The organism is Carnobacterium sp. 1290_CSPC (assembly GCF_001053265.1).
GTDB lineage: Bacteria > Bacillota > Bacilli > Lactobacillales > Aerococcaceae > Aerococcus > Aerococcus urinaeequi.
In genome coordinates this window covers 32838-58446 of record NZ_JVVG01000027.1, presented here as the reverse complement: position 1 = coordinate 58446, position 25609 = coordinate 32838, and the positions used below count along the sequence as shown (strand labels likewise).

The 25609-nt window shown below is 37.9% G+C and carries 19 protein-coding genes; 8 read left to right on the top strand and 11 right to left on the bottom strand.

The genetic code is table 11. The features are described 5' to 3' along the window. Positions 1-68: 68 nt before the first annotated feature. Together rplI and AC973_RS02730 are read right to left on the bottom strand one after the other, a co-directional pair. Positions 69-521 (bottom strand): 50S ribosomal protein L9, encoded by a 453-nt coding sequence (gene rplI / locus AC973_RS02735; RefSeq protein ID WP_048726960.1) that lies wholly within the window; start codon positions 519-521, stop codon positions 69-71. Between the two features lie 2 nt (positions 522-523). Beyond that, complete coding sequence (locus AC973_RS02730) at positions 524-2551, bottom strand: DHH family phosphoesterase (RefSeq protein ID WP_048726955.1); 2028 nt, start codon at positions 2549-2551, stop codon at positions 524-526. Positions 2552-5674: 3123 nt separating this feature from the next. Here AC973_RS02730 and AC973_RS02725 point away from each other — a divergent pair. The 8 genes from AC973_RS02725 to AC973_RS02690 all read left to right on the top strand — a co-directional run bounded on the left by AC973_RS02725 (position 5675) and on the right by AC973_RS02690 (position 14541). Continuing rightward, on the top strand, positions 5675-6706 hold the full coding sequence (locus AC973_RS02725; protein ID WP_048726953.1) for an ABC transporter ATP-binding protein: 1032 nt from the start codon (positions 5675-5677) through the stop codon (positions 6704-6706). Then, on the top strand, positions 6706-7662 hold the full coding sequence (locus tag AC973_RS02720) for an ATP-binding cassette domain-containing protein (protein WP_048726951.1): 957 nt from the start codon (positions 6706-6708) through the stop codon (positions 7660-7662). Before AC973_RS02725 ends, AC973_RS02720 begins: the two co-directional genes overlap by 1 nt. Position 7663: 1 nt before the next feature. Further along, entirely contained in the window at positions 7664-8626 is a 963-nt protein-coding gene (gene opp4B, locus AC973_RS02715; protein WP_048726949.1) for an oligopeptide ABC transporter permease, read from the top strand. 17 nt (positions 8627-8643) lie between these two features. Then, a complete protein-coding gene (locus AC973_RS02710; protein WP_048726946.1) occupies positions 8644-9561 on the top strand; it encodes an ABC transporter permease in 918 nt (305 codons plus the stop codon). Between the two features lie 50 nt (positions 9562-9611). Next, entirely contained in the window at positions 9612-11420 is a 1809-nt protein-coding gene (gene opp4A, locus AC973_RS02705; protein WP_048726943.1) for an oligopeptide ABC transporter substrate-binding protein, read from the top strand. A 402-nt stretch (positions 11421-11822) separates the two neighbouring features. Next, positions 11823-12857 carry a branched-chain amino acid aminotransferase gene (locus AC973_RS02700; protein ID WP_003142898.1) on the top strand — a complete coding sequence of 345 codons (1035 nt, stop codon included), beginning with the start codon at positions 11823-11825 and terminating at the stop codon, positions 12855-12857. Between the two features lie 77 nt (positions 12858-12934). Then, positions 12935-14002, top strand: coding sequence for an iron-containing alcohol dehydrogenase family protein (locus AC973_RS02695; RefSeq protein WP_026465544.1), 1068 nt, complete (start codon positions 12935-12937; stop codon positions 14000-14002). Positions 14003-14160: 158 nt separating this feature from the next. After that, positions 14161-14541: a VOC family protein gene (locus AC973_RS02690; protein ID WP_016897199.1), complete on the top strand. Its 381-nt coding sequence runs from the start codon at positions 14161-14163 to the stop codon at positions 14539-14541. Between the two features lie 61 nt (positions 14542-14602). Here the strand turns inward: AC973_RS02690 and rpsR are convergent, their stop codons facing one another. From rpsR to dnaA, 9 genes are all read right to left on the bottom strand, one after another. Further along, positions 14603-14839 (bottom strand): 30S ribosomal protein S18, encoded by a 237-nt coding sequence (gene rpsR / locus AC973_RS02685; protein WP_003142905.1) that lies wholly within the window; start codon positions 14837-14839, stop codon positions 14603-14605. A gap of 26 nt (positions 14840-14865) precedes the next feature. Further along, complete coding sequence (gene ssb / locus AC973_RS02680; protein WP_048726938.1) at positions 14866-15417, bottom strand: single-stranded DNA-binding protein; 552 nt, start codon at positions 15415-15417, stop codon at positions 14866-14868. A gap of 36 nt (positions 15418-15453) precedes the next feature. Then, entirely contained in the window at positions 15454-15756 is a 303-nt protein-coding gene (gene rpsF / locus AC973_RS02675; protein WP_003142910.1) for a 30S ribosomal protein S6, read from the bottom strand. A gap of 162 nt (positions 15757-15918) precedes the next feature. Then, positions 15919-18498 carry a DNA gyrase subunit A gene (gene gyrA, locus AC973_RS02670; protein ID WP_048726934.1) on the bottom strand — a complete coding sequence of 860 codons (2580 nt, stop codon included), beginning with the start codon at positions 18496-18498 and terminating at the stop codon, positions 15919-15921. 18 nt (positions 18499-18516) lie between these two features. Further along, entirely contained in the window at positions 18517-20439 is a 1923-nt protein-coding gene (gyrB, locus tag AC973_RS02665; protein ID WP_029315740.1) for a DNA topoisomerase (ATP-hydrolyzing) subunit B, read from the bottom strand. Between the two features lie 181 nt (positions 20440-20620). Next, positions 20621-21736: a DNA replication/repair protein RecF gene (gene recF / locus AC973_RS02660; protein WP_048726931.1), complete on the bottom strand. Its 1116-nt coding sequence runs from the start codon at positions 21734-21736 to the stop codon at positions 20621-20623. Next, the gene (gene yaaA, locus AC973_RS02655) at positions 21723-21971 is read right to left on the bottom strand and encodes a S4 domain-containing protein YaaA (protein WP_026465537.1); all 249 of its coding nucleotides are present in this window, start codon (positions 21969-21971) and stop codon (positions 21723-21725) included. Before yaaA ends, recF begins: the two co-directional genes overlap by 14 nt. A 385-nt stretch (positions 21972-22356) precedes the next feature. Then, positions 22357-23508 carry a DNA polymerase III subunit beta gene (dnaN, locus tag AC973_RS02650; protein ID WP_003142917.1) on the bottom strand — a complete coding sequence of 384 codons (1152 nt, stop codon included), beginning with the start codon at positions 23506-23508 and terminating at the stop codon, positions 22357-22359. 234 nt (positions 23509-23742) lie between these two features. Further along, complete coding sequence (gene dnaA, locus AC973_RS02645) at positions 23743-25077, bottom strand: chromosomal replication initiator protein DnaA (RefSeq protein WP_003142919.1); 1335 nt, start codon at positions 25075-25077, stop codon at positions 23743-23745. Positions 25078-25609 lie beyond the last annotated feature (532 nt).

Sequence of the window (25609 nt, the reverse complement as noted above, 5' to 3'; positions counted from 1 at the left end):
ATATAAAAATTGAATAAAATAGGAGGCCAGGAATACATCCTAGCCTCCAATATATAGATAGACTAGCCCTATTCTTCGACGATATGTACGCGAATAGTAGCTTCAACCTCTTGATGTAATTTTACAGGTACATTTGTGTAACCAAATGAACGGATTGGTTCGTCCAAGTCCATTTTACGTTTATCTAATTTAATACCGTATTGTTTCAACATACCAGTAGCAATTTGTTTAGATGGGACTGAACCAAACAAACGGCCGTCTTCTCCACCCTTAGCTTTAATCGTTACGACTGTTTTCTCGTCTTCGATTTTAGCTTTTAAGTCTTTTGCTTCTTGTAATTCTTCTTGCGCTTGTTTCTCGTTGGCTTTTTCTTTACCACGTTGCGCAGAAACAGCACTTGATGTAGCTTCTTTGGCTAAACCCTTTTTCAATAAGAAGTTTTGTGCATAGCCATTAGGGACTTCTTTTACTTGACCCTTTTTACCTTGATTTTTAACATCTTGTAGAAAAATAACCTTCATAATTATTCATCCTCCTCATCTTTATCCATAATAACAGATTTTAACATTTCTACTGCTTCAGAGACAGTCACATCTGAAATTTGTGTAGCAGCATTCGATAAATGACCGCCGCCACCTAACTCTTCCATTGTACGTTGAACATTAATCGTTCCAAGACTACGTGCAGAAATACCCACACGACCGTCTTCTCTTAAATAAACCACAAAAGAAGCATCCACGTTACGCATAGATAGCAAAGTATCCGCTGCTTGGGCAGCCGTAACTGAGTCATAGACATCCTTATCTCCACCACTAGCAATACCCAGATTGCCAGAAATCAATTCCACATTTTCAATTAATTGATTACGTTTAATATAGTCCGTTAAGTCCTCTTTCAGTAGGTTTTGAATCATAAATGAATCAGCACCTACAGATTTTAAGTAACTAGCCGCATCAAAGGTTCTTGACCCTGTACGTAGAGAGAAATTACGTGTATCCACAATCATACCCGCTAACATAGCAGTTGCTTCAATTCGTTTGATTGGTTCACTTTCTTGATTTTGATACTCGAAGAACTCTGTAATTAACTCACTTGCAGAAGAAGCATAAGGCTCAATATATTCTAACAATACATTATCCGGTACTTCTTCCCCCTTACGGTGGTGGTCAATAATAATAACAGGTCTATTCGGTGTAATCAAGTCTGGTGCAGTGGTAATTGACGGACGATGTACGTCCACCAAGAATAATAGTGAATCCTGTGCCATCAACTCTTCTGCTTGTTCAGGCGAGATAATTGATTCCGCAATTGATTCATCCTTACGTAACTCCACCAATAAACGTTCAATATCAGCATTAATACGACTTTCATCAATAATCACATAACAAATTTGGTTATTCATTTGAGAAATACGACGAATACCCAAGCAAGCACCAACAGCATCCATATCTGGATAATCATGCCCCATAACGAATACTGAAGACGTGTTTTGAATCATTGTTGAAATAGTATTGGCGATTTGACGTGAACGTACACGTGTACGTTTTTCCATAGGGTTTGTCTTACCACCATAATAACGCGCTTTTTGATTTTTAGTACGGACAACGACTTGGTCACCACCACGACTTTGCGCAAGATCTAAGTTAGACTGTCCTTGTTCAGAAATATCATCCACATCAATAACGTCATCTTTCTCCTGGTATGAAATCCCCATAGAAATCGTTAATGGTGTATTGGCCTTTGATGTTTTCTCACGAAGGCTGTCAACGACCCCAAACTTGTTCTCTTCCATTCGAGACAACTGACCATAGGTTGATACCAGCAAGAAATGGTCATCATCCAAACGTTTAATATAAGAATCATAGTTCTTAGCCCACTTAGATAAATCACTCGTTACCAAGTTGTCAATCATAGATTTTCTTCTATCATTCATTGAAGATACCGTTTCATCATAATTATCGATGACAATATGACCAATTACAATACGGCCAAGGTCAGCATTCTTAGCAATAATGCCGTACTTGGTTGCATCAATAAAGTACATAGCATGCTCATCTCTTAAATAAGTTACCTCGAAATGCGCATTCTTCCACTGGAAGCGTTTAGCTTTCAGTGACGGGTCTTCACGGAATTCCTTGTACAATTCAAAAATTTCTTCATCTAAATCATTAATATCTAATCCAATGATTTCCTTCTGGTAGAAGTACTTTTGTAAAAAGGGGTTTACCCATTCAATTGTTGGGTCATTTTCATCGAATACAATAATACCAATAGGCATCTTCAACAGAATTTCGCTTTGCACAGATTTAATCTGATTACCTAATCCTAAGATATATTCACTCAAGGCGGTTAACATCTGGACCAAAGTAAAACCAAGTAAACCTATTACAACAACAACCAAACTAACAATTACAAAACCCATTTCTAAACTAACTGTTGCACTAATACCAATCACGATAATTAATAATAATAGCGCAATAATAAGTGGCCATATAATTACCGACTTCAATAAGAAAGAAGGAATTTTAGACTGCCAATTCTCTCTTTTCATAATAATCTCCTCTAGGTCAAAATTCGACACTTTATCATATACCATTTTAACACAATCTTAAAAAACAATCATTTTTATATATTTTACGCTCTATACAAACATATGTTCTTATTTGATCATAATGGAGCTGTTGATTTCTAGATAAAAAATTTATTATCAACATATTTTATAAAAATTCCATGTGTTGTAAAAATAATCTAAACCCCTATCATATAAGCATTTTGAAAATGGATAATCTCTTCCAATTGCTATGGTCTTATTTCTAGGTCGGAAGCATAAATACTTTTAAACGTTTTAGGTAAGTAAAAAATAGATATAGCATTCTTTAAATCGGTATCATTCATATCTTATTAGAAATACCAAAGTTGAAAACTTCATTAAGAGATATCCGACATAGATGTTTCACGTGAAACATTCATATTAATTATAGCGAGTCCTCAAGATTGCATGCTTTATAATATCTATATCCCTCCGGTACAGAAATCTTCCCACAATCCACTAACAATTGCTTCTAATGATGATATATCATTCTATCAATTTACCTTTTATTAATCTTATCCACCTAGCAAGTTAATCCTAAAAGCAACTGATTATTATACAGGCCTATCAATATTCACTAGAAGCTACTTGTTCACCGTACCTCAAATTGATGAATGAAAGCAATTATCCAATAGCTAGCTGCTAGCTACAATTTGAATGGATTTTGTCCAAAATTTCTTTTTATCATTACTAGCTCTATACCAACTATGATTTTTATTAAGATAAGAATGGATACAACTTCCGTAAATCTCTGATTGATAATCCCCATAATTTTACCGATAGCTCAATTAGTACCGTCGTAATTGTTTAATCATTAGTCACATATCTTTATATGGTAACCACCTATAGAATAAACCAGATATGATTAACTAACGGCCTTAATGACAATAGAATGGAATGCTACATAAACTCTCTATTCCTTACCACGAGTCGATATTGAAAATAAGTCGACAATTAATGATGTTTCACGTGAAACATCATGGAAGGTCAAATTGACTTCCAGTTTATTGGAGTTATGAAGTAGCTGCTGTATAATCTTAAATCAGCAGGACTCATACGGTTAGTCTTGGTTAGTCTTATCTATAATAATTAGAAATTTAACTTACTAGCTATTGAATAGCTACAATTACATCAACACATCATATTATCTACTAATCTTAGTCTTTAATGAAGTTCTTTAGTTTACTACTATAGAATGTTTTAAAATAACACACAGTGCTAAAAATAAATATTTGTGTCACAGAAAACTCAATATACGCCATTAAAATCTCTTACCACTAGTATTTTGCCTTTACCTGCAACATATAAATCCTATTAATCTTACAACCTTCTATTTACACCAAAGTAATACTAACCGAGTCTTCTTTTATGGAGGAGATTTGTTTCACGTGAAACATAATTAATCACGCTTTTTTTCTATATTTATAAAAATATTCTTTTGTAAAAGAAAGAAAGTAAAAAATTATTTATCAATGTAATTTAGCAACTAAAACATCCATCTATAGCAGTAACCATGAGCGGCTAATAATTATTCCTAATATATCGAACGTTATCCAAATGTGGCGGGGGTCTATTGCTTTTTTCTCTTTAAACATTGATTTGGAAAGATCACCCTGAGTTAATCAGTTTGTATAAGGGTTATAAACCTCAGGCATTTAACAGTTACCACACATAGAGGGATTTTCGAACGTTTCACGTGAAACATTTCTCTAGATTTATGAAAAATCCTAATTAAAGGTATCCGCATCTTGATAATATGTAAGTCATTTATAATCACAGAAACTTTTGTAACTAATTGTAGTAAAGCATCAATTTTACTTTTAACAGGTGAAGGAAATGGTGAATGGGATTGATTCTAGAAACCGGTACCCTACAAACTGTCTAAAATAAACCTTATTAATAGGATATTAGCCAAAAAATACAGTGAAAAACTCATGCATTAACCCTTCATTGAACAAGATATTGGTCAATCATAATATATAAGAGAAATTCAATAAATAGATCCTCATTAACTCTTGCCGGCTACTAAAAATAACCCATTAAGGAAGGATTGGAATAAGATAAGCAAGTAAGAAGGGCGCGCTTATTAATACATTTCCACGTGAAATGTCATTAAAATCAAGCAACAAATGATTCTTCTTATTCTACTTTTCTTGGTTATATGTATACTTCTCTCCGTTATTCACTTATTTCAAGTGTAACTAACACCGTACCTATCTAAATTTTCTTTAACTTTTCCTATTAGCTTGTTATATCAATACTTCCTTCTTCTTTTTGCAACCTCATTCGCTTGTGAAATTTCACATCTATATTCACTTGAAAAAAGATACTCCACCTATTCTTCTCTACTTTTGCTGCCTAATGAATATATCTCTTTACTTTTATACGAATAATTATGATCTTTTTATTACTTATCTTTTATCTACTTTTTACCTTACTTACCCTGATTTTTTCACATAAACCCACTTTCAATCCATATCCTCTTTTTAAAATTTGCAATCTTTTCACGTAAAACCCCTTCACTGTACTACAACAATTAGTAGTCGTATATGTTATATATCCTTACATGATATAGGCTATTTTTTCTTCTTATTTCATTACCAAATACTTACGTACCATCAATTTATCCACATCAATATGCAGCTACAACTATTTTTAACAATAGGTTTCACGTGAAATATCCATTTAAGTAAACATAATCGGTTAGAATCTACCTATTTTCATATGTGAATAAATCATTTATACACAGGAATCTACTTAAATTTTTGATTTTTATCCACAAGGTAATTAGCTACAGCCACAGGGGAATCCGAACGATTTTTCGACTTAGTCACAGACTTATCCACAAACACATGTTCCAACTTTGAATATAATTTTCAAGCGGCTTAATTCATTTCTCTTCCTATTATTAAAACAATAAGAGATAGTATTAAAAACGATTAAGAAAATTGTTAAGAAATTATGAACAAAGAGCTATTTTTCCTTAAAATTTCATTCTGGTTCATGTAAAGTATTTTAAAACCGAAACAATTAGAATTAAATTATAAAATTTATTGAAATATCATTTTTAAAGGAGCCGAAACCATGTCCTCTAACCAGGTATTATTAGAAATTAATCATTTACATACAGGATTTCGTTTTGGCAATGAGTACTTTAATGCTGTCGATGATGTTACTTTGACTTTGAATGAGAATGAGGTCCTTGCCATTGTAGGGGAGTCAGGGTCTGGTAAAAGTACTTTAGCTACCTCGATTGTTGGTTTACATAATCGAAATAATACGCAAATCCAAGGAGAAATTCTCTATAGAGGGAATAATCTTTTAGAAAATAGTGAAGCGCAGTTTAACAAAATTAGGGGAAATGATATTGGGATGATTTTCCAGGATCCTTTAGGTTCTTTAAACCCCTTGATGACAATACAAGATCAAATTGAAGAAACTTTATTGTATCATTCTGGTTTATCCAAATCTCAACGTCTTGCGAGGGTGGAGGAACTATTAACACAGGTTCAAATCCCTCATCCAAAACGTGTGATGAAACAATATCCGCATGAATTATCTGGTGGTATGCGCCAACGTGTAGTGATTGCAATTGCTTTAGCAAACAAGCCAGCCATTATTATTGCTGATGAGCCGACTACTGCCTTAGATGTGACTGTGCAGGCGCAAATCTTAGATTTAATGAATGATATTCAAGATGAGACGGGATCTGGCATCCTATTAATTACCCACGATTTAGGGGTAGTTGCACAAACGGCAGATAAGGTAGCCGTGATGTATGCCGGTGAGGTAGTTGAAATTGCTGATGTGTTTGAACTATTTAATAATCCAAAACATCCTTATACGCGATCACTACTGAATTCAGTGCCACACGAGCTTGAGAGTGAGGAAGATGAGCTTCATGTTATTCAAGGGACTGTGCCTTCACTGCAAAACCTGCCAAGAAGGAGTTGCCGTTTTGCTAGTCGTATTCCATGGATTGATGATAGTGAGCATGAAGAAAATCCGACCATGCATGAGCTGGCCCCAAATCATTTCGTGAAATGTACTTGTTGGCAGCATTTCCATTTCCCTGAGGAAGCGGATGTTGCGGACTTGAAGGAAGGGGTCGAGTAATGGGATTTATTGAAGTAAAAGATTTGAAAGTACATTATCCTATTCGCGGCGGATTCTTTAATACGGTACAGGACAATGTATTTGCCGTGGATGGTGTTGATTTAGAAATTGAAAGTGGTAAAACTTACGGCCTAGTTGGTGAATCAGGTTCTGGCAAGACGACTATCGGCCGTGCCATTATCGGTTTGGAGAAGGCGACTGCTGGACAGATTTTATATGAAGGAACCGATGTCACCAATAAAGCGCGGAAGCGATCTGGTAAATACGGCGAGTATAACCGTAATGTTCAGATGATCTTTCAAGATTCGACTATGTCCTTAAATCCGAAGAAACGGATTTTAGATGTGATCGCTGAACCAATTCGCAATTATTATCAATATCCCGAAAAAGAAGTGAAGCATCGGGTAATCGAGCTGTTAGAGATTGTTGGTTTGAATGAAGATACAATCTATAAGTATCCGCATGAATTCTCGGGTGGTCAACGGCAACGTTTAGGGGTTGCGCGGGCTGTAGCCAGTAACCCTAAACTGATCATTGCCGATGAACCTACTTCAGCCTTGGATTTATCGGTTCAAGCGCAGGTTTTAAACTTTATGAAGCAAATTCAAAGTGAATATAACTTGAGTTACTTGTTCATTTCCCATGACTTAGGGGTTGTGGAACACATGGCAGATGAAATTGCCATTATGCATAAAGGACGATTTGTTGAGCGTGGTTCCAAGAAAGAAATTTTCAATAACCCGCAACATATTTATACCAAACGGTTATTGGCTGCAATTCCTGAAATGGATCCGAATAAACGTGCTGAGATTAAAGCACGACGTCAGCAAATTGATGCTGAGTATCAAAAGACGTCTAACATTTATTATGATGAAAATAATCGTGTTTATAATCTATATCCATTCTCAGACAATCATGATGTTGCCTTTGATCAATCATTGAAAGGGGGCAATTAATATGTGGAAGACAATATTTAGAAGAGTTCTGCTGATGCTCCCGCAAATTTTAATTTTGAGTATCTTAGTATTCGCGGTAGCTAGATTGATGCCTGGTGACCCTTTCACAGGGCTTATCACACCAGAAACTGATCCTTCAACGATTGAAGCCTTGCGTGAACGGGCTGGTTTGAATGAACCGATTATCGTCCAGTATTTTAATTGGTTGAAGAATGCCTTCCAGGGTGACTTTGGGATGTCTTATACCTATAAAGTGCCAGTATCCACTTTAATTGGTGGACGGGCGGTTAACACGATCTTCCTGTCACTGCTCACTTTGATTTTTACCTACTTAATAGCCATACCGCTTGGGATTTTATCAGGTCGTTATAATAATACTTCTTTTGATAAAGGGGTCGTATTATACAACTTCATTTCCTACGCAATTCCTACTTTCGTACTTGCCTTACTAATGGTTTGGCTGTTCGGGTATGAGTTGCAGTGGTTCCCAACAAATGGGTCGGTATCTACTGGATTAAGTGATGGCACACCTGCTTATTACTGGGACCGATTCTACCATATGTTACTACCAGCAATCACCTACGCCTTGCTTGGTACAACAGGAATCATCCAGTATTTGCGGAGTGAGGTAATTGATGCAAAACAGCAAGACTATGTGAAGACGGCTCGGTCTAAAGGGGTACCTGAGAATGTGGTGTACAACCGTCACATTTTTAGAAACTCGCTATTACCAGTGGCTTCAACATTTGGTTATGAAATTACGGGTTTAATCGGGGGTTCAGTATTTATTGAACAAATCTTCGCTTATCCTGGTATGGGTCAACTATTCATTCAATCGATTACTAGTCGTGACTATTCGGTCATTACTGCCCTGGTATTGATATTTGGTATCTCAACAATTCTAGGTACGCTACTTTCTGACATTATTATGACGATTGTAGATCCTCGTATTCGGATTGATTAGGGAAGGGGTGATGACGAATGGAAAATTATAAAAAAACAACTGACCAAGATGCGATTGCACAAGAATTAGCTAGTGCACCGCCAACTGGTTTGCGCGTAATTTGGCGTGAATTTTTAAAAGATAAACTAGCACTATTTAGCTTAATCTTCTTTATCCTTATTATTCTTGGGGTATTCATTGGGGCAATTGTCATCGACCAAGATGAAGTATTGCGAATTTCTCTATTAGATTCCTATATGCCACCTAATGATGATTTTATCTTAGGAACTGATTCCGGTGGTCGTTCTATTTTTGGCCAACTAATTATAGGTGCTAGAAACTCCATTACGATTGGTTTTACCATTACGGCACTGACAAGTATCGTTGGAATCACGGTTGGCTTGGTTGCTGGTTACTATGGTGGTATTATTGATAATTTCTTGATGCGGATCATTGATTTTATCATGTTACTTCCAACCACCATGTTGATCATCGTATTTATCACACTGGTTTCAGACTATAATGTGTGGACATTCATCCTCATCATGAGTGCCTTCTATTGGGTAGGGCAAGCGCGGTTAATCCGTAGTAAAGCCTTATCTGAGAGTCGAAGAGATTATATCTCAGCATCAAGAACGATGGGGACACCAACTTACAAGATATTATTTAGGGAAATTCTCCCGAATTTAAGCTCTTTGATCATCGTAAATGTCACTTTGAACTTTGCCGCAAATATCGGTATTGAAACTGGGTTAAGTTATTTAGGATTTGGGTTACCTACTTCCACACCTAGTTTAGGGACATTGGTCAGCTACGCTCAGTCACCAGATATTCTGGAAAATAAGACTTGGGTATGGCTACCTGCATCACTACTGATTTTAGTATTGATGCTTTGCATTAACTATGTGGGTCAAGCATTAAAACGATCTGCAGATGCAAAACAACGTTTAGGGTAATTATATTTTTAAAAATTACAACATCACAATTTAGTTTAGGAGGAAAGTGTATGAAGAAATGGTATAGGTTATTGGGTTTAACAGCTGCAGCCAGCTTGGCTTTAGTGGCGTGTGGTAACAGTGATAGTGACAGTGAAACTGCAGATTCATCTTCTAGTAGCGAAAGTGGTGAGGTAGTTGCACCTGAACTAGCGGCTACAGTCGATAATGAAGGTGAAGCAATTGATGGTGGTACTTTACAAGTTGGTTTAGTAACGGACTCACCTTTCCAAGGTATTTTCTCTTGGGAGTTTTATGAAGATGCTTATGATGCAGAAATTATGCAGTTTGGTTTCGATTCATTATTTGGCACTGACGATGACTTCCAAATTGACGACTCCGGTAAAGCCACGTTGGCATTAGATCAAGAAAATAATAAAGCAACAATTACCTTAAAAGAAGGTTTGAAATGGTCTGATGGTGAACCATTAACTGCCGAAGATGTTATCTATTCTTACGAGGTAATCGGTCACCCAGACTACACTGGTATTCGTTATGATGGTACCTTCCAAAACGTAGTCGGTATGGAAGAATACCATAGTGGGGAAGCTGATACGATTTCTGGTATCACACAAGTTGATGATGTCACTGTTGAAATCGAATTCCAAGAAGTAAGCCCTTCAATGCTTCAAGCAGGTGGGGGTGTTTGGTCATACGCAATGCCTAAACATTATCTAGAAGATGTTCCAGTAGCTGAATTAGCTTCATCTGAGAAAATCCGTTCAACACCAGTTGGTGACGGTCCTTTCCGTATTACTAAAGTAACACCAGGAGAGTCCGTTGAATATGAAGCCAATGAATACTACTGGCAAGGTGAACCTCAATTAGACAACGTTGTCGTTGAAGTAGTGCCTTCAAGTTCGGTTGTACCAGCTTTAGAAAATGGAAAATATGACGTTGCTTTAAGTATGCCAACTGATTTATATGCAAGTTATGCAGAATTACCTGGTTATACATTACTCGGTCGCGAACAATTATCTTATACTTATATCGGATTTAAGCTGGGTAAATGGGACGCTGAAGCCGGTGAAGTTGTTTATGATGAAGATGCCAAAATGGCGGATAAATCCCTTCGTCAAGCAATGGGGTATGCTATTGATAACGATGCTGTAGCACAACGATTCTATAATGGTCTACGTTCCAATGCAAATACCGTTATTCCACCTGTATTTGGTAGCTTTGGGGCAACAACTGAAGAAGTACCTGGCTATAGCTACGATCCTGATAAAGCTAACCAACTATTAGATGATGCTGGTTATGTAGATACAGATAACGATGGTATTCGTGAAGATTCAGATGGTGAACCATTACAAATTAACTTTGCCTCTATGGAAGGTGGAGAAACGGCTGAGCCAATTGCACAATACTACACCCAAGCATGGAATGAAGTTGGATTAGATGTCCAATTAACAGATGGTCGTTTACTAGAATTCAACAGTTTCTATGACCGTATTGAAGCAGATGATGAAAATATCGATATCTATCAAGCTGCTTGGGGTACTGGTAGTGATCCTGCACCAAATGGCTTATATGCTCGTAATGCTGCCTTTAACTATACACGTTGGGCGACTGAAGAAAATGACCAATTCATGGCTGACTTTACAAGTTCAGAAGCCTTTGACGAAGAATTCCAACGTAATACCTTTGTTGAGTGGCAAAAATACTTCTCTGAAGAAGCACCAGTTATTCCAACATTGTTCCGTCAACAAGTTATGCCTGTTAACAACCGCGTAAAACACTTTGACTACGCGCATAACCCAGCGGATGACTTCGGATGGCACACAGTTGAAGTGACAGCAGATGCACCCGTATCAGAATAAAGTGATTTTAACTAGATATTACAACCACTTTTAGATAGTGATTAGGCGTACATGGCGTGGCCATGTACGCCTTTTTATTAGATAATTTTAATTTATTTGCACATTTATTAGATTTTCTTCATTTTACCTATTGCAATCATTATGATTTTGCGTTATATTAAATTCACATTAGAAAACGAAAGAGGTAGTCTCATGAAAAAGACAGCACAAGTGGTCATTATTATTAATAAACAGGACTTTACGAATTAGTGAGTTTCACTAATAACAAATCGTAAGTCCTATTCGTGCTTGTTAATGCTGAATGGGACTTAGGCCTCCCACCAGCGCGTGGGGGGCCTTTTCTTTTGCTAATAAATTGCTGATATTGTTACTTAGAAATTAAACTTAAAGGAGTTGCTCAATATGACTGACAAATTAAACTGGGATGAATTAGATTTTTCTTATACGGAAGTACCATACCGCTGGCGTGCATACTGGAAAGATGGCGAATGGTATAAAGCAGGATTAGAAACAGATCCTCAATTACCAATTCGTGAAGCTGCTCCAATCGTCAACTACGGCCAAGGGGTATTCGAAGGTAATAAAGCTTATGGTACAAAAGATGGCAAGATCGTTTTATTCCGTCCAGATGAATTTGGTGAACGTTTAAACCGTGGTGCTCGTCGTATGGCGATGCCAGAAGTACCAGTTGAAGAATTTGTCCGTGCCTGTAAGGAAGTTATTAAAGCTAACCGTGACTATGTGCCACCATATGGCCACAATGGTGCTGCAATGTTCATCCGTCCTATGTTATTAGGTATCGGTGACCACGTACAAGTATCAGCAGCCGAAGAATACTTATTTACAATCTACGTAACACCAGTTGGTCCTTTATATAAAGGTGGATTAGCACCACATAACTACATCATCGACCACGAACATGACCGTGTAGCAGCTGATGGTACTGGTAACATCAAAGCAACAGCTAACTACGCATCAACATTAGCAACAGCTAAACGTATCCAAGAATCTGGTTACGATGACGTATTATACTTAGACCCAGCAACACATACTAAAGTAGATGAATTCTCATCAGCAAACTTCTTTGCTATCGAGAAAGATACAAACAAATTTGTAACACCTAAATCAGACACGGTATTACCTTCAATCACTAAAAAATCATTGTTATGGTTAGCGGAACATCGTTTGGGCTTAGAAGTTGAAGAGGGCGATATTAAAGTAGATGACTTTGACAAATATTCTGAAGCAGGAGCTATGGGTAACGCGGCTGTTATTTCTCCAGCTGGTTCTGTAACATACAAAGACAACCGTCACGTATTCTTCTCAGAAACTGAGGTTGGTCCAGTATCACAAAAATTATACAAAGAATTAACGGGTATCCAATTTGGTGAATTAGAAGCACCTGAAGGATGGATCGTAGACGTTGATGAAGATTAATCATTTTGCCAAATGCCTTTTAAACCAGGCATAAATTAGTTTAAAAGGCTGATTATGTAGAAAGAAGGAAGATAAATATGTCTCTATCAGTAAACCTACCAAATTTAACAATTGGTGTTGATGCCTTTGATGCAATTGATGAATATTGTAGTCAATTTGGTACAACCGTCGCGATTCTAGGTGGTGAAAAAGCCTTGGCAGCCAGTAAGGAACGTTTAACTGCTGCCCTAGAAAAATCATCATTAGAAGTGGCAACCGTACAAGTCTACGGTAAGGAAGCTTCATATACCAACGTTGAGAAAATGAAAGCGATCAAAGAAGTGCAAGATGCGGATATGATCTTTGCAGTTGGTGGGGGACGCGCGATTGATACAATTAAGGTAGTAGCTCGTGACTTAGACAAACCATTATTCACTTTCCCAACTCTAGCTTCAGTTTCAGCGCCAACTTCGTCAGTATGTGTTATGTACCATGATAACCATGAGATGGCTGGTTTAGCTTATCGTAAAGCACCAGCTGACCATACCTTCATCGATACACAAATCATCGCTGAGGCGCCTGTTGAATACTTATGGGCTGGTATTGGTGATTGTATGTCTAAAGAAGTAGAGACTAGTTTTTCTTCACGTGGCAGAGACCTAAGCTTTGAAAATCGTTTAGGTGTAAATATTGTCAAAGGTACGAATGATAAATTGATGGCTGTTGGTGCTGAAGCTTTAGAAGCTGTACGTAACCAAGAAGCAAACCAGGCTTTAGAAGATGTTGTTCTTGAAATTATTGGTGCATCAGCTTATGCGTCTGTATTAGTGGAAAATGACATCAACTCAAACATGGCACATGCCTACTACTATGGCTATACTGTTCTGCCACAAGCTCATGAACACTTACACGGTGAGGTAGTATCATATGGTATCTTGTTATTACTAACAATGGACCAACAATTTGAATACCGTGATCGCATGAAAGCATTCATGGAATCAATTAAATTGCCAACTAAATTGGCAGCTCAAGGGGTAACAACGCAAGAAGATATCGACAAATTAGTTGATAAAGCGATGACTATGGACGATTTAACATTCTCTCCATATACCATTACCCGTGAAAAATTTGAACAAGCAATTAGAGATGTTGAAGCTTTAGACTAATCAGATTTTCCTCCTTAGAACATGAGATTAAACAAGTAATCAACATACTTAACATAGGAATTCTCCTAAGAACGAGTTGTGACTAGTGTCACAGCTCGTTTTGCTTTATCATATAATATGTAAGCGTATTCTAAATTACATACTAAAGGAGTTTATTTATGAAAATTGAACACGTTGCTTTATGGGTGACTGACTTAGAACTTGTCAAAGCATTTTATGAAAAATACTTTGAAGCCAAGGCAGGTGACCGCTACCACAATCCTAAAACGCGTTTTTCATCATACTTTTTAAGCTTTGATGAGGGCAGTCGACTAGAATTAACAAATAAAAAGCATTTAAGCCCCCGTGTTGCCGATGCTTTGGGTTATGGACATATTGCCCTAGCAGTAGGCAGTAAAGAGGCTGTAGACGAAAAAACAGCCCTATTAGTCGCAGATGGGTTCCCACTTTTATCTGGGCCACGAACAACCGGGGATGGTTACTATGAATCTGTAGTCCAAGACCCAGAGGGCAATCTGGTCGAAATTACGACGAATTAAGTTAGTTTAAACGTAGAAAAAAACCATTTCACCAGAAGGCGAAATGGTTTTTTGATTAGTATTAGTCTGCTGTAGTAAATGGAATTAAAGCCATAATACGAGCGCGTTTAATACCAGCTGTTAAAGTACGTTGGTGTTTTGCACATGTACCAGTTACACGACGAGGTAAGATTTTACCTTTTTCAGAAATATAACGTTTTAATAAATCTGTGTCTTTGTAATCTACATGATCAATGTGGTTAGCGCAGAAGAAACATACTTTTTTACGTCTACGACCACCGCGGCGTTGTGCTGCCATATTTTTTACCTCCCTTACTTATACCATTAGAATGGTAAGTCATCATCGGTAACATTGATTGAACCAGAACCATCATTAGATGACGGAAATGGGTTATCGTTACCATTGTTAAATGAAGAGGAGTCTTGATTAAAGCTGTTTCCACCAAATGGATCAGCATTTTGGTTGTTATAGCTGTTGTTGTTTGCGTTATTGTTATTAAATCCACCAAAACCACTGTTATTATTATTATCAGAGGCAGGGCGGCTTTCAGTAACTGATTTTGATTCTAATAAACTAAAGTTATCAACCAAAATCTCAGTAACGTATACACGTTGTCCTTGGTTATTCTCGTAGTTTCGAGTTTGGATGCTGCCTTCAACACCTACTAATGAACCTTTACGGGTAAAACGCGCAAAATTCTCTGCTGCTTTACGCCAGATAACACAGTTAATAAAATCTGTCTCACGTTCACCTTGGGCATTTTTAAAGTTTCTTTCAACGGCAACGCTGAAAGATCCAACGGCAACGCCACTTTGCGTATAACGCACATCAACGTCACGAGTTAAACGGCCGACCAGTACAACATTATTAATCATGAAATAACTCCTCTCTCACGAAATATGTATTGTTAATTAGTCTTCGATTTTAGTAATCATATGACGTAAGATATTGTCATTGATTTTGGCAAGACGGTCGAATTCGTTGATTCCTTCCGCATCGTCAGCTTCCATATCAACTAAGTGGTAGATACCCTCTTTGTAATCGTTGATTTCGTATGCAAGACGACGTTTTGCCCAGTCTTTAGATTCATTAATTGTTACACCGTTTGAAGTTAAGATTTGATCGAATTGTTCAACCAAAGCTTTTTTAGACGCTTCTTCCATATCAGGACGAATAATGTATAAAACTTCGTATTTAGTAGTGTTTTCACTCATCAGACTTTTGCACCTCCTTTTGGTCTATTGGCTCTCAACATCCCTGAGAGCAAGGAGAGTATATAATACTCACAATAAAATATTTTAGCAAAACATTCAATATAAATCAAGTAATATCTATAATTTGAAATGGATATTTTTTATATATAGTTTATTACAATATTATTCTTCTGATTCTTCATGATCTGGTAATGCGTCATCTGCGAATTCTTGCATACGAGAAATCATTTCATCAGAGGGTTCATCTGCTAATTGGGCATCAATAGCAGTTTCATTTTCTAGAGGTGTTGCTGCTAATACTTCTTCAATTGCTTCTACTTTAGCAATTGCTGATACATGTGAATCTTCAGCTAGACGGATTAAACGCACCCCTTGTGTTGCCCGGCCTGTTTGCGAAATATTTTTCGCATGGAAACGAATAGCTACACCTTGGTTGGTCATTAACATGATGTCTTCTTCTCCTGAAACGGTTGTTAAACCGACTAAGATACCATTTTTCTCGGTAACATTAATGGTTTTAACTCCTTTACCACCACGGTTTTTAATACCATATTCGCTGGCTGGTGTTTGTTTACCGTAACCTTTTTCAGTAACCACTAACACATTGTCATCTGGTCCAAGTACGGACATACCAACCACTTGATCGCCGTCATTTAAACGAATACCGCGAACACCTGTAGCGGTCCGCCCCATGCTACGGACGTTTGTTTCTTGGAAACTTACGGCATAACCATCTTGGGACGCGATAATAATGTTGTCATCACCACTAGTTAAGACGACTTTCACTAATTCATCGCCTTCAGCTAGTTTCAAGGCGATTAACCCATTGTTACGGATATTGAAGTAGTCACTTGCATTGGTACGTTTTACAGTACCGTTTTTCGTTACAAATAATAAGTGTTCTTTTACTTCTGCTTCTTCAATTGGGGTCACGTTGATCATGGCTTGAACAGTTTCGTCTTGTTGTAAGTTCAATAGGTTCACAACTGGAATCCCTTTTGCCGCGCGACCAAACTCTGGAATTTCATAACCTTTAGAGTGGAATACGCGACCAGTGTTGGTGAAGAATAGGACTGAGTCGTGGGTTGAGGTAGATAACATGGTTTCAACGAAGTCGTCATCGTTCATGCTCATCCCTTTAACCCCTGTACCTCCACGATTTTGAGCTCTAAATTCTACATCATCAATACGTTTGATATACCCATTTTGCGTTAAGGTAACAATCACGTTACTTTCTTCAATCAGGTCTTCATCATCGATATTGTGGATTTCACCAACCATTAACTCTGTACGACGGTCATCACCGAATTTACTTTCGATTTCAATTAATTCATCGTAAATGATTTGGTAACGCATTGTTTCAGATCCTAATACTTGGTTTAAGTAGTCGATTTGCGCCATTAATTCGGCGTGTTCTTTATCAATTTTCTCACGTTCTAAACCAGTTAGACGAACTAGACGCATGTCTAAGATAGCTTGCGATTGTTTATCTGATAGCTTGTAGTCCTCGATAAAACGGGCTTTCGCTTCGTCACCTGAACGTGATGTACGTAAGATATTCACAATTTCGTCGATATGGTCTAAGGCAATTTGCAACCCTTCTAGGATGTGGGCACGCGCTTCAGCCTTGTTTTTCTCGAAAATCGAACGACGACGGATAACTTCTTCTTGGTGAAGTAGGTAGTTTTGTAGAATTTCTTTCAAGCTTAGGGTACGTGGTACACCATTTACAATGGCTACCATGTTAATACCGAAGTTTGTTTGTAATTGCGTGTATTTGTAAAGGTTATTGACGATTACAGATGCGCTGGCATCTTTACGGCATTCAATAACGACACGCATACCTTCACGACCAGATTCGTCACGTACAGCGGTGATGCCTTCTACCCGTTTGTCGCGAGCTAGTTCAGCGATACGTTCGACTAATTTAGCCTTGTTCACCATGTAAGGAATTTCATGAACGATAATCCGTTCTTTACCTGAAGACAAGGTTTCAATGTCTAATTTAGCACGGACAATGATTGTCCCTTTTCCAGTCTCATAAGCCTTACGGATACCTGATTTCCCGATGACAATACCACCGGTTGGGAAGTCTGGTCCTGGTAAAGCCTCCATCAATTCGTTGGTTGTTGCGTCAGCGTTCTGCATTAAAATTTTAATAGCGCCGATGACTTCGCTTAGGTTATGGGTTGGGATATTGGTGGTCATCCCAACTGCGATACCGGTTGTCCCGTTTACTAATAGGTTAGGAAAGCGAGCTGGTAATACTTCTGGCTCACGCTCTTCACCGTCATAGTTAGGAATAAAATCAACGGTATCTTTATTCATGTCACGAACCATTTCGTGGGCAATCTTACTCATACGTGCTTCGGTATAACGCATAGCTGCGGCTTGGTCACCATCGACTGAACCGAAGTTCCCGTGACCATCCACTAGCATGTAGCGGTAAGAGAAGTCTTGGGCCATACGCACCATTGATTCATAGATAGCTGAATCCCCATGCGGATGGTATTTACCCATTACGTCCCCAACGATACGGGCTGATTTTTTATAGGGTTTATCTGAGGTTACCCCTAATTCATTCATTCCATAAAGGATACGACGGTGAACGGGTTTTAAGCCATCACGGACATCCGGTAGGGCACGCGCCACAATAACTGACATGGCATAGTCAAGAAATGACGTCCGCATTTCTTGCGATATCTCACGTTGTGGGAATTGTTCTTTAATCTCTTCACTCATGAAACTTTTCCCTCCTTACTATAAATCGATGTTGGCGTAGGTAGCATTCTCTTCGATGAAGTCACGTCTTGGTTCAACGTGGTCACCCATCAACATATTGATGATTTTGTCTGCTTCTACTGCATCGTCTACGTTTACTTGTAATAATGTTCTATTAGTTGGGTCCATTGTAGTTTCCCAAAGTTGTTCAGCGTCCATTTCACCCAAACCTTTATAACGTTGGATGGCTGGTTTTGGTGTTGCTGGTATAGTTTGTAGGTATTCTTCTAACTGCTTGTCAGTATCTAGGTAGACAATCTTTTTACCTTGACGGACTTGGTATAAAGGTGGCACTGCGATATAGACATAGCCAGCGTCCAAGATAGGGCGCATATAACGGTAAATTAAGGTTAATAGTAATGCACGGATGTGGGCACCATCGACATCGGCATCAGTCATAATAACCAATTTGTGGTAACGTGCCTTGGTAATGTCGAACTCATTTTGCCAGCCTGTACCCATTGCAGTAAATAATGAACGGATTTCTTCATTGGATAAAATTCTGTCCATCGATGCTTTTTCAACGTTCAAGATTTTACCTCGAATCGGCAAGATAGCTTGGAAGTGACGTGAACGGCCTTGTTTCGCTGATCCGCCGGCCGAGTTCCCCTCAACGATGAATAATTCAGATTCTTCTGGATTACGGCTTGAGCAGTCGGCTAATTTACCAGGTAGGTTAGAAATCTCTAGCCCTGATTTTTTACGGGTCATTTCACGTGCTCTTTTAGCAGCTAGACGTGCCTTAGACGCAACAGTACCTTTATCGACAATACGGCGGGCAATTTGCGGATTCTCTAGTAGGAACGTTTCAAAATGCGTCGCAAATAAATTATCGGTAATCGTCCGAACTTCAGAGTTACCTAATTTCATTTTAGTTTGACCTTCGAATTGAGGATCTGGGTGGCGGATGGATACAATTAATGTGATCCCTTCACGCACATCTTCACCAGTTAAATTATCTTCATTTTCTTTAATGAGTTTTTGTGAGCGGGCATAGTTATTAATCACACGAGTAAGAGCAGTCTTAGCTCCTGATTCATGCATACCACCTTCAAAAGTATGGATATTATTCGCAAAACTTAAGATATTTGAGTGGAAGCCATCCGTGTATTGTAAAGCTACCTCTACTTCAATCCCATCTTGCTCATCTTCAAGATAAATCGGTTGTTCAAATAAAACATCTTTATCTTTATTCATGTACTCAATATATTCTTTAATCCCACCTTCATAGTGGTAAGAAGCTGTTTCTTGGTTTTCTGATCTAGCATCCATTAAAGAAATCCGTAAGCCCTTATTCAAGAAGGCTAACTCACGGACACGTCGGTTTAAAACTTCAAATTCAAAGGTGGTTGTCTCGGTAAAAATCTCTGCATCCGGTTTAAAATGCACAACCGTACCATGGGTATCTGTATCACCAGTTTGTTCAACATCCGACACAATAGCGCCTTGGCGGAATTCTTGGTGGTAGATGCGGCCATTTTTATGGACATATACATGCAACCATTCAGAAAGGGCGTTTACAACAGAGGCCCCCACCCCGTGAAGACCACCGGATACTTTATACCCGCCACCGCCGAATTTACCACCGGCATGTAGGACAGTAAAGACTGTTTCTACCGCTGGACGACCGGTATTTGACTGGATATCAACGGGAATCCCGCGACCATCATCGACAACTGTTATGGAATTATCTTTTTCAATGGTGACTTGGATGTGACCCGCAAATCCTGCTAGGGCCTCATCAATTGAGTTATCGACAATCTCCCATACTAAATGGTGTAAACCACTAGCTGAAGTTGACCCGATATACATCCCTGGACGCTTACGTACAGCTTCTAGACCTTCCAATACTTGAATTTGGCTAGCATCATAGTCTTTCGCCAATTCGCGTTTCTTGGCCATTTTTTCTTCTTCAGAAACAAGGTCCTCTGGTTGGACGAGTGCTTCTTCATTGGTCAACATTTCATTTTCATTGTTGTTGTTTTCATTAGCATTGTTTGCCATTTTCCCACTCCTATTACGTGAATTATTCAATCTCAATAGCGCCATGGGATTTTAGGCCACGCCTAACCCGCACGCTTACTTATTCCGCTATCGCGCCTGCATCAATATTGAAAACCCTTGGTTCTTCAATTAATTCTCTTTGAATACCATCTAAACTTGTTGTTGTTAAAAAGGTTTGGACTTTCGACTGTATAGACTTCAATAAGTGGGTTTGCCGCTCATCATCTAATTCACTGAGTACGTCATCCAATAGTAAAATAGGGTATTCCCCTAAAACTTCATGCATGCATTCGATTTCTGCTAATTTCATACTCAATACAGTCGTCCGTTGCTGTCCTTGGGAACCAAATTTCTGCACATCACGGCCATTCACCTTAAAGGTCAAATCATCCCGATGTGGACCAACCAAAGTAACCCCTCTGGCAAATTCATGGTCTTTCTTCTCTTTAAATTTCGTCATCAACTGCTGGTAAATGGCATCTTCAGTCATATCTAAAGTCAACTCAATTGGACCACGATAAGCTAAAGTCAACTCTTCAAGCCCATGTGAAATGGTTGAATGGATGGGTTTAGCCCATGATTCCAGTTGGCCTACAAAACGTAGCCGTTGGTAAATAACATGGGTAGCAGACGCCGCTAACTGTTCAGTGAGAATATCTAAATAAATTTGATCTTGGGTTTCTTTATATAATAATTGCTTGAGGTAGGCATTTCGTTGCTTTAATAATCGATTATATTGAACCGACTCATACAGGTATTTCGGGCTCATTTGCCCAAGCTCCATATCAATAAACTTCCGTCTAAGTTGCGGGGCACCTTTAATCAGTTCTAAATCTTCCGGGGCAAAAAGGACCACATTCAATTTGCCAATATAATCACTCATCCGGTTTTGGTTTAAATGGTTCACTTTTGCGCGTTTACCAGATTTCGTGATGGTTAGCGCTAATGGTAAATCTGGATTCGTTCTCGTTGATATACTACCTTCAATACGCGCAAAGTCTTGTTGCCAACGGATGGTATCTTTTTCATTGGCCGTACGGTGACTTCTTGCCAGTGACATCATATAAATAGCCTCTAATAAAGATGTTTTCCCCTGGGCATTCTCGCCAATAAAGACGTTCACCCCAGGAGAAAATGTGACTGTTAGATCTTCATAATTTCTGAAGTCCTTTAACTTAATGTCATTCAGCTGCATGTCCATCACCATGCGCTTCATGGCTTTCGATGATAAATTCACCTTCATTCGGTATTGCAATAACCATACCTGGATACAATTTACGTCCACGTCGGTTATCAATTTCACCGTCTACAACGACATCATTTTCTTGTAGATACCATTTCGCTTCTCCGCCAGTACCTATCGCACCAGAAATTTTTAATAACTGACTCAATGTAATATATGCTGTTTTAATTTTTACGATTTCAGCCATCATTTCACCCCACATTCATCTTCCAAATTCGCTCTTCACATAAAATAAATCGTCTCTTCTTGCCATCACCGGACACAGCTAGTGGTCCTTAGCAGATTCAACGATTTCACTTTTATTTATACACCCTTAATTATACGCTAATTTACCGTATTTAGCAAATAAAGGCCCTGTATTAAAAGTTGGCATTTTAGATAGGGAAATACCTAGAATCTTACTTAAAGGGCTTAAAAGTCAAAAATTGGCACATTTTTATATGTAGACCGAAAAAAAGGACCAAAACCAGTAAATGATTTTGATCCTTATCCATTTGGCTAACCATATGAAAATGATTTGACCTTCGACATCAATTTTTAGCGGCTTCTGTCATTTCTCCAATTAGCTTCAATTAACCTCTTGGTGTACGAATTGGGGTAATCAATTGAACGAAATTGAAGTTATCAGTTTGGTCACTTGGTAATAGGGTGAAGGGGTGTGAAGATGACTGGAAGCCAATTTGCACATTTTGTTGACCAAATGATTTCAACGCTTCACGTAAGTAATCAGGGTTGAAGGAAATTTCTAAAGCTTCCCCTTCAGCTTTCACTACATTGATTTCTTCTTCTACATTCCCAACTTCAGCAGATTGACTAGATAAAATAATATCTTGGTCTGAAATATTCAAACGAACCACATTATTTTTACCTTCGTGGCTTAAAATCAAAGCACGTTCAACAGCATTCACTAATTCACTCGCTGCCACTTCAATAATTGTTGAGTGGTCATTAGGTAATAAACGGTCTGTATTCGGGTAGTTACCTTCTAGTAAACGAGAGTATAGGTAAATATTACGAGCTTTAAACAATACTTGATTGTCTGTCACCATCATCTCAATGTCTTCATTACTATCCACAATACGGATTAATTCTTGTAATGAACGACCTGGAATATTGATATCTAACACTGTATCACCAGCTACTTCTGGCATTGTTAACGGCATAATGCGTTGACTTAAACGATGAGAGTCAGTTGCAACTGCTTTTAACTCACCATTCCCAATTTCAAAATGAATCCCAGTGAAAATAGGGCGAATTTCTTGGTTAGATACAGAAATAATGGTTTGGTTGACCACTTGTTTGAAGGTATCTGTTGGTAATGCGTAAGTTTGTTTTGCATCGATTTCAGGTAAACGTGGGTATTCACTACCATTAATCCCATTTAATGTAAATGATGCACGGTCAGAAGTGATTTCTGTTTGGAAGTTTTCAACAACTTCTAAATTCATCATATCTGATGGTAATTTCTTCACTATTTCACCTAAGAAACGAGATGGTAAGACAATATCACCAGTGGCTTCAATTTTTAATTTATTGTCATCATCTTTAGCATCAATAAACGCTTCAATGGAAATTGTTGCATCAGATCCAGTTAAATAAAGTCCTTCTTCTTTAACTGAGATTTTAACACCTGTCAAAACAGGTATCGTTGTTCTTGAACTAATTGCTCTTTGAACGTCCGTCAAATTTTGAATAAAAACAGACCGATTAATAGAAAATTTCATGTGTGCACTCCTTGTATATATATTTTAATTATAGATAAAAAGATAGTAATAGTAATAGGCCCTGTTAATCTTGTTGATAACTTTTAGAAAGCTTGTCAAAATACACTTTTCCACATGTGTATAACCTGTTGAAAAAACAGAGAGGTTATGAACAATTATCCACAACCTCCTTTTCTTACCTATATTTTAGCATAAGTCATTTCAAACTTAGACTCAGATGATGTAGATAAGTCATTATTTTTCTAATAAACGACGAATACTGTCAACATCACGTTCTAACTCACTTTTTTCATCGATATCCTTTTTAATCTTGTCATAAGCGTGAAGGACTGTCGTATGGTCTTTACCGCCGAATTCCTGCCCAATTTTTGGTAGGGAAGCATCTGTTAATTCTCTACTTAAATACATGGCAATTTGGCGTGGAACCACGATTTGGCGTACCCGTTTCTTCCCTTTAAGATCAGAAACCTGCAAATTAAAGTATTGGGCCACTGTCTCAAGGATATTTGGAATGGTCGGTGAATTACTTTTCACATTGCTCTTGTAATTTCTGAGCGCTTTAGCTGCAGTATTTGGCGTTAAGTCCTCTTGGTTCATGACCGCAAAGGCCTGTACACTAGTTAAAGCACCTTCCAATTCACGAATGTTGGAGTCAATTTGTCCAGCAATATATGAAAGGGTATCGTCAGGAATTTGTAAGCCATTGACGTTGGCCTTATTACGCAAAATGGCAATCCGTGTCTCTAAATCTGGCGGTGTAATATCCGTTGATAAGCCTTGCTTAAAGCGGGAAACTAACCGGTCTTCTAACTCAGGGATCTGACTGGCGTCACGGTCACTGGTTAATACGATGTGTTTATTATTATTATAGAGCACGTTAAATGTATGGAAGAATTCTTCCTGGGTAGACTGTTTGTTCCCAATAAATTGAATATCATCCACTAATAACATATCGACTGTTCGGTACTCTTGGTGGAAGGCGTCTGTAGTGTTCTTACGAATGGCATTAATAAAGTCATTGGTGAAGGTTTCACTAGAGACGTATTTTATTTTAGCATTAGGGTTTGTCCGTAATACTTCATGGCCAATTGCTTGCATCAAGTGGGTTTTACCTAACCCTACACCACCGAAGAAGAATAGGGGATTGTAGTCGCGGCCGGGGCCCTCTGCAACAGCTAAAGCTGCTGCGTGAGCCATTTTATTGCCTTCACCGACGACGAAGTTATCAAAGGTATATTTTGGATTTAATAGATCTGATCCGTTGTCTTCAATATTGTCATTATGGTTGTTTACTTGAATTTGATTGGCTGATTGTGACCGATCATCTTTTAAACTCACGACTAGATTCACGTCATGGTTTAAGTATTCAAATAAAACTTGTCGAATCTGTATCGAATAATGTTTCTCAATATGGTCCTTGTGTAGCACTGAAATGGCTTTTAAATACAAGGTATCATTCTCAAAGGCAACAGGATCTAGGTCTTTAATCCAAGTATCGAAACTTGTTTTAGGCAACTCTTCTTTGAAGTATTGGGTGACGTAATCCCATAATCGGTTTAATTCACTCATATATTTCCTAGCTCCTTAGTGTACAAAATTTTTATATCAAACATATTGAACTATGTTAGTACGACGAAATTTTAAATTCGTTAAGCTCATTCATAATATCATGAAAAAAAACAGTTTTCCACAGAAAAATTAGGATGTGAATAAAAATAATACCAACTTTTGATAAATGTTTTCCACAGGATGTGTATAAACCTGTTAGCTTTTTACCAGATTAAAAGTCTTGTGTATAATTATGCTTGTTTAAAGGTCAATTTATAAGGGATTTTGATGAGTTATCAACAGGTGGGGAAAAGTTTTGCAAAACTGTGGATTTGTTGAAAAGTCTTTTAAAAACTTTTGGGATAAATCAAAACTTGCAGCAACTAACCACAGGCTTGTGCAAATTTCGTACACACTTTGTGAATAAGAGTTTACCATTTTTTTCTTCACATAGTTTGTGAAATTTAAAAAGGGAGTTTGTGAAAAAAGGGGACATCAATTTAGGGAGGATTTTTCTTTTTTCAGAAATATCTGTTATAATATAGACGAGTTT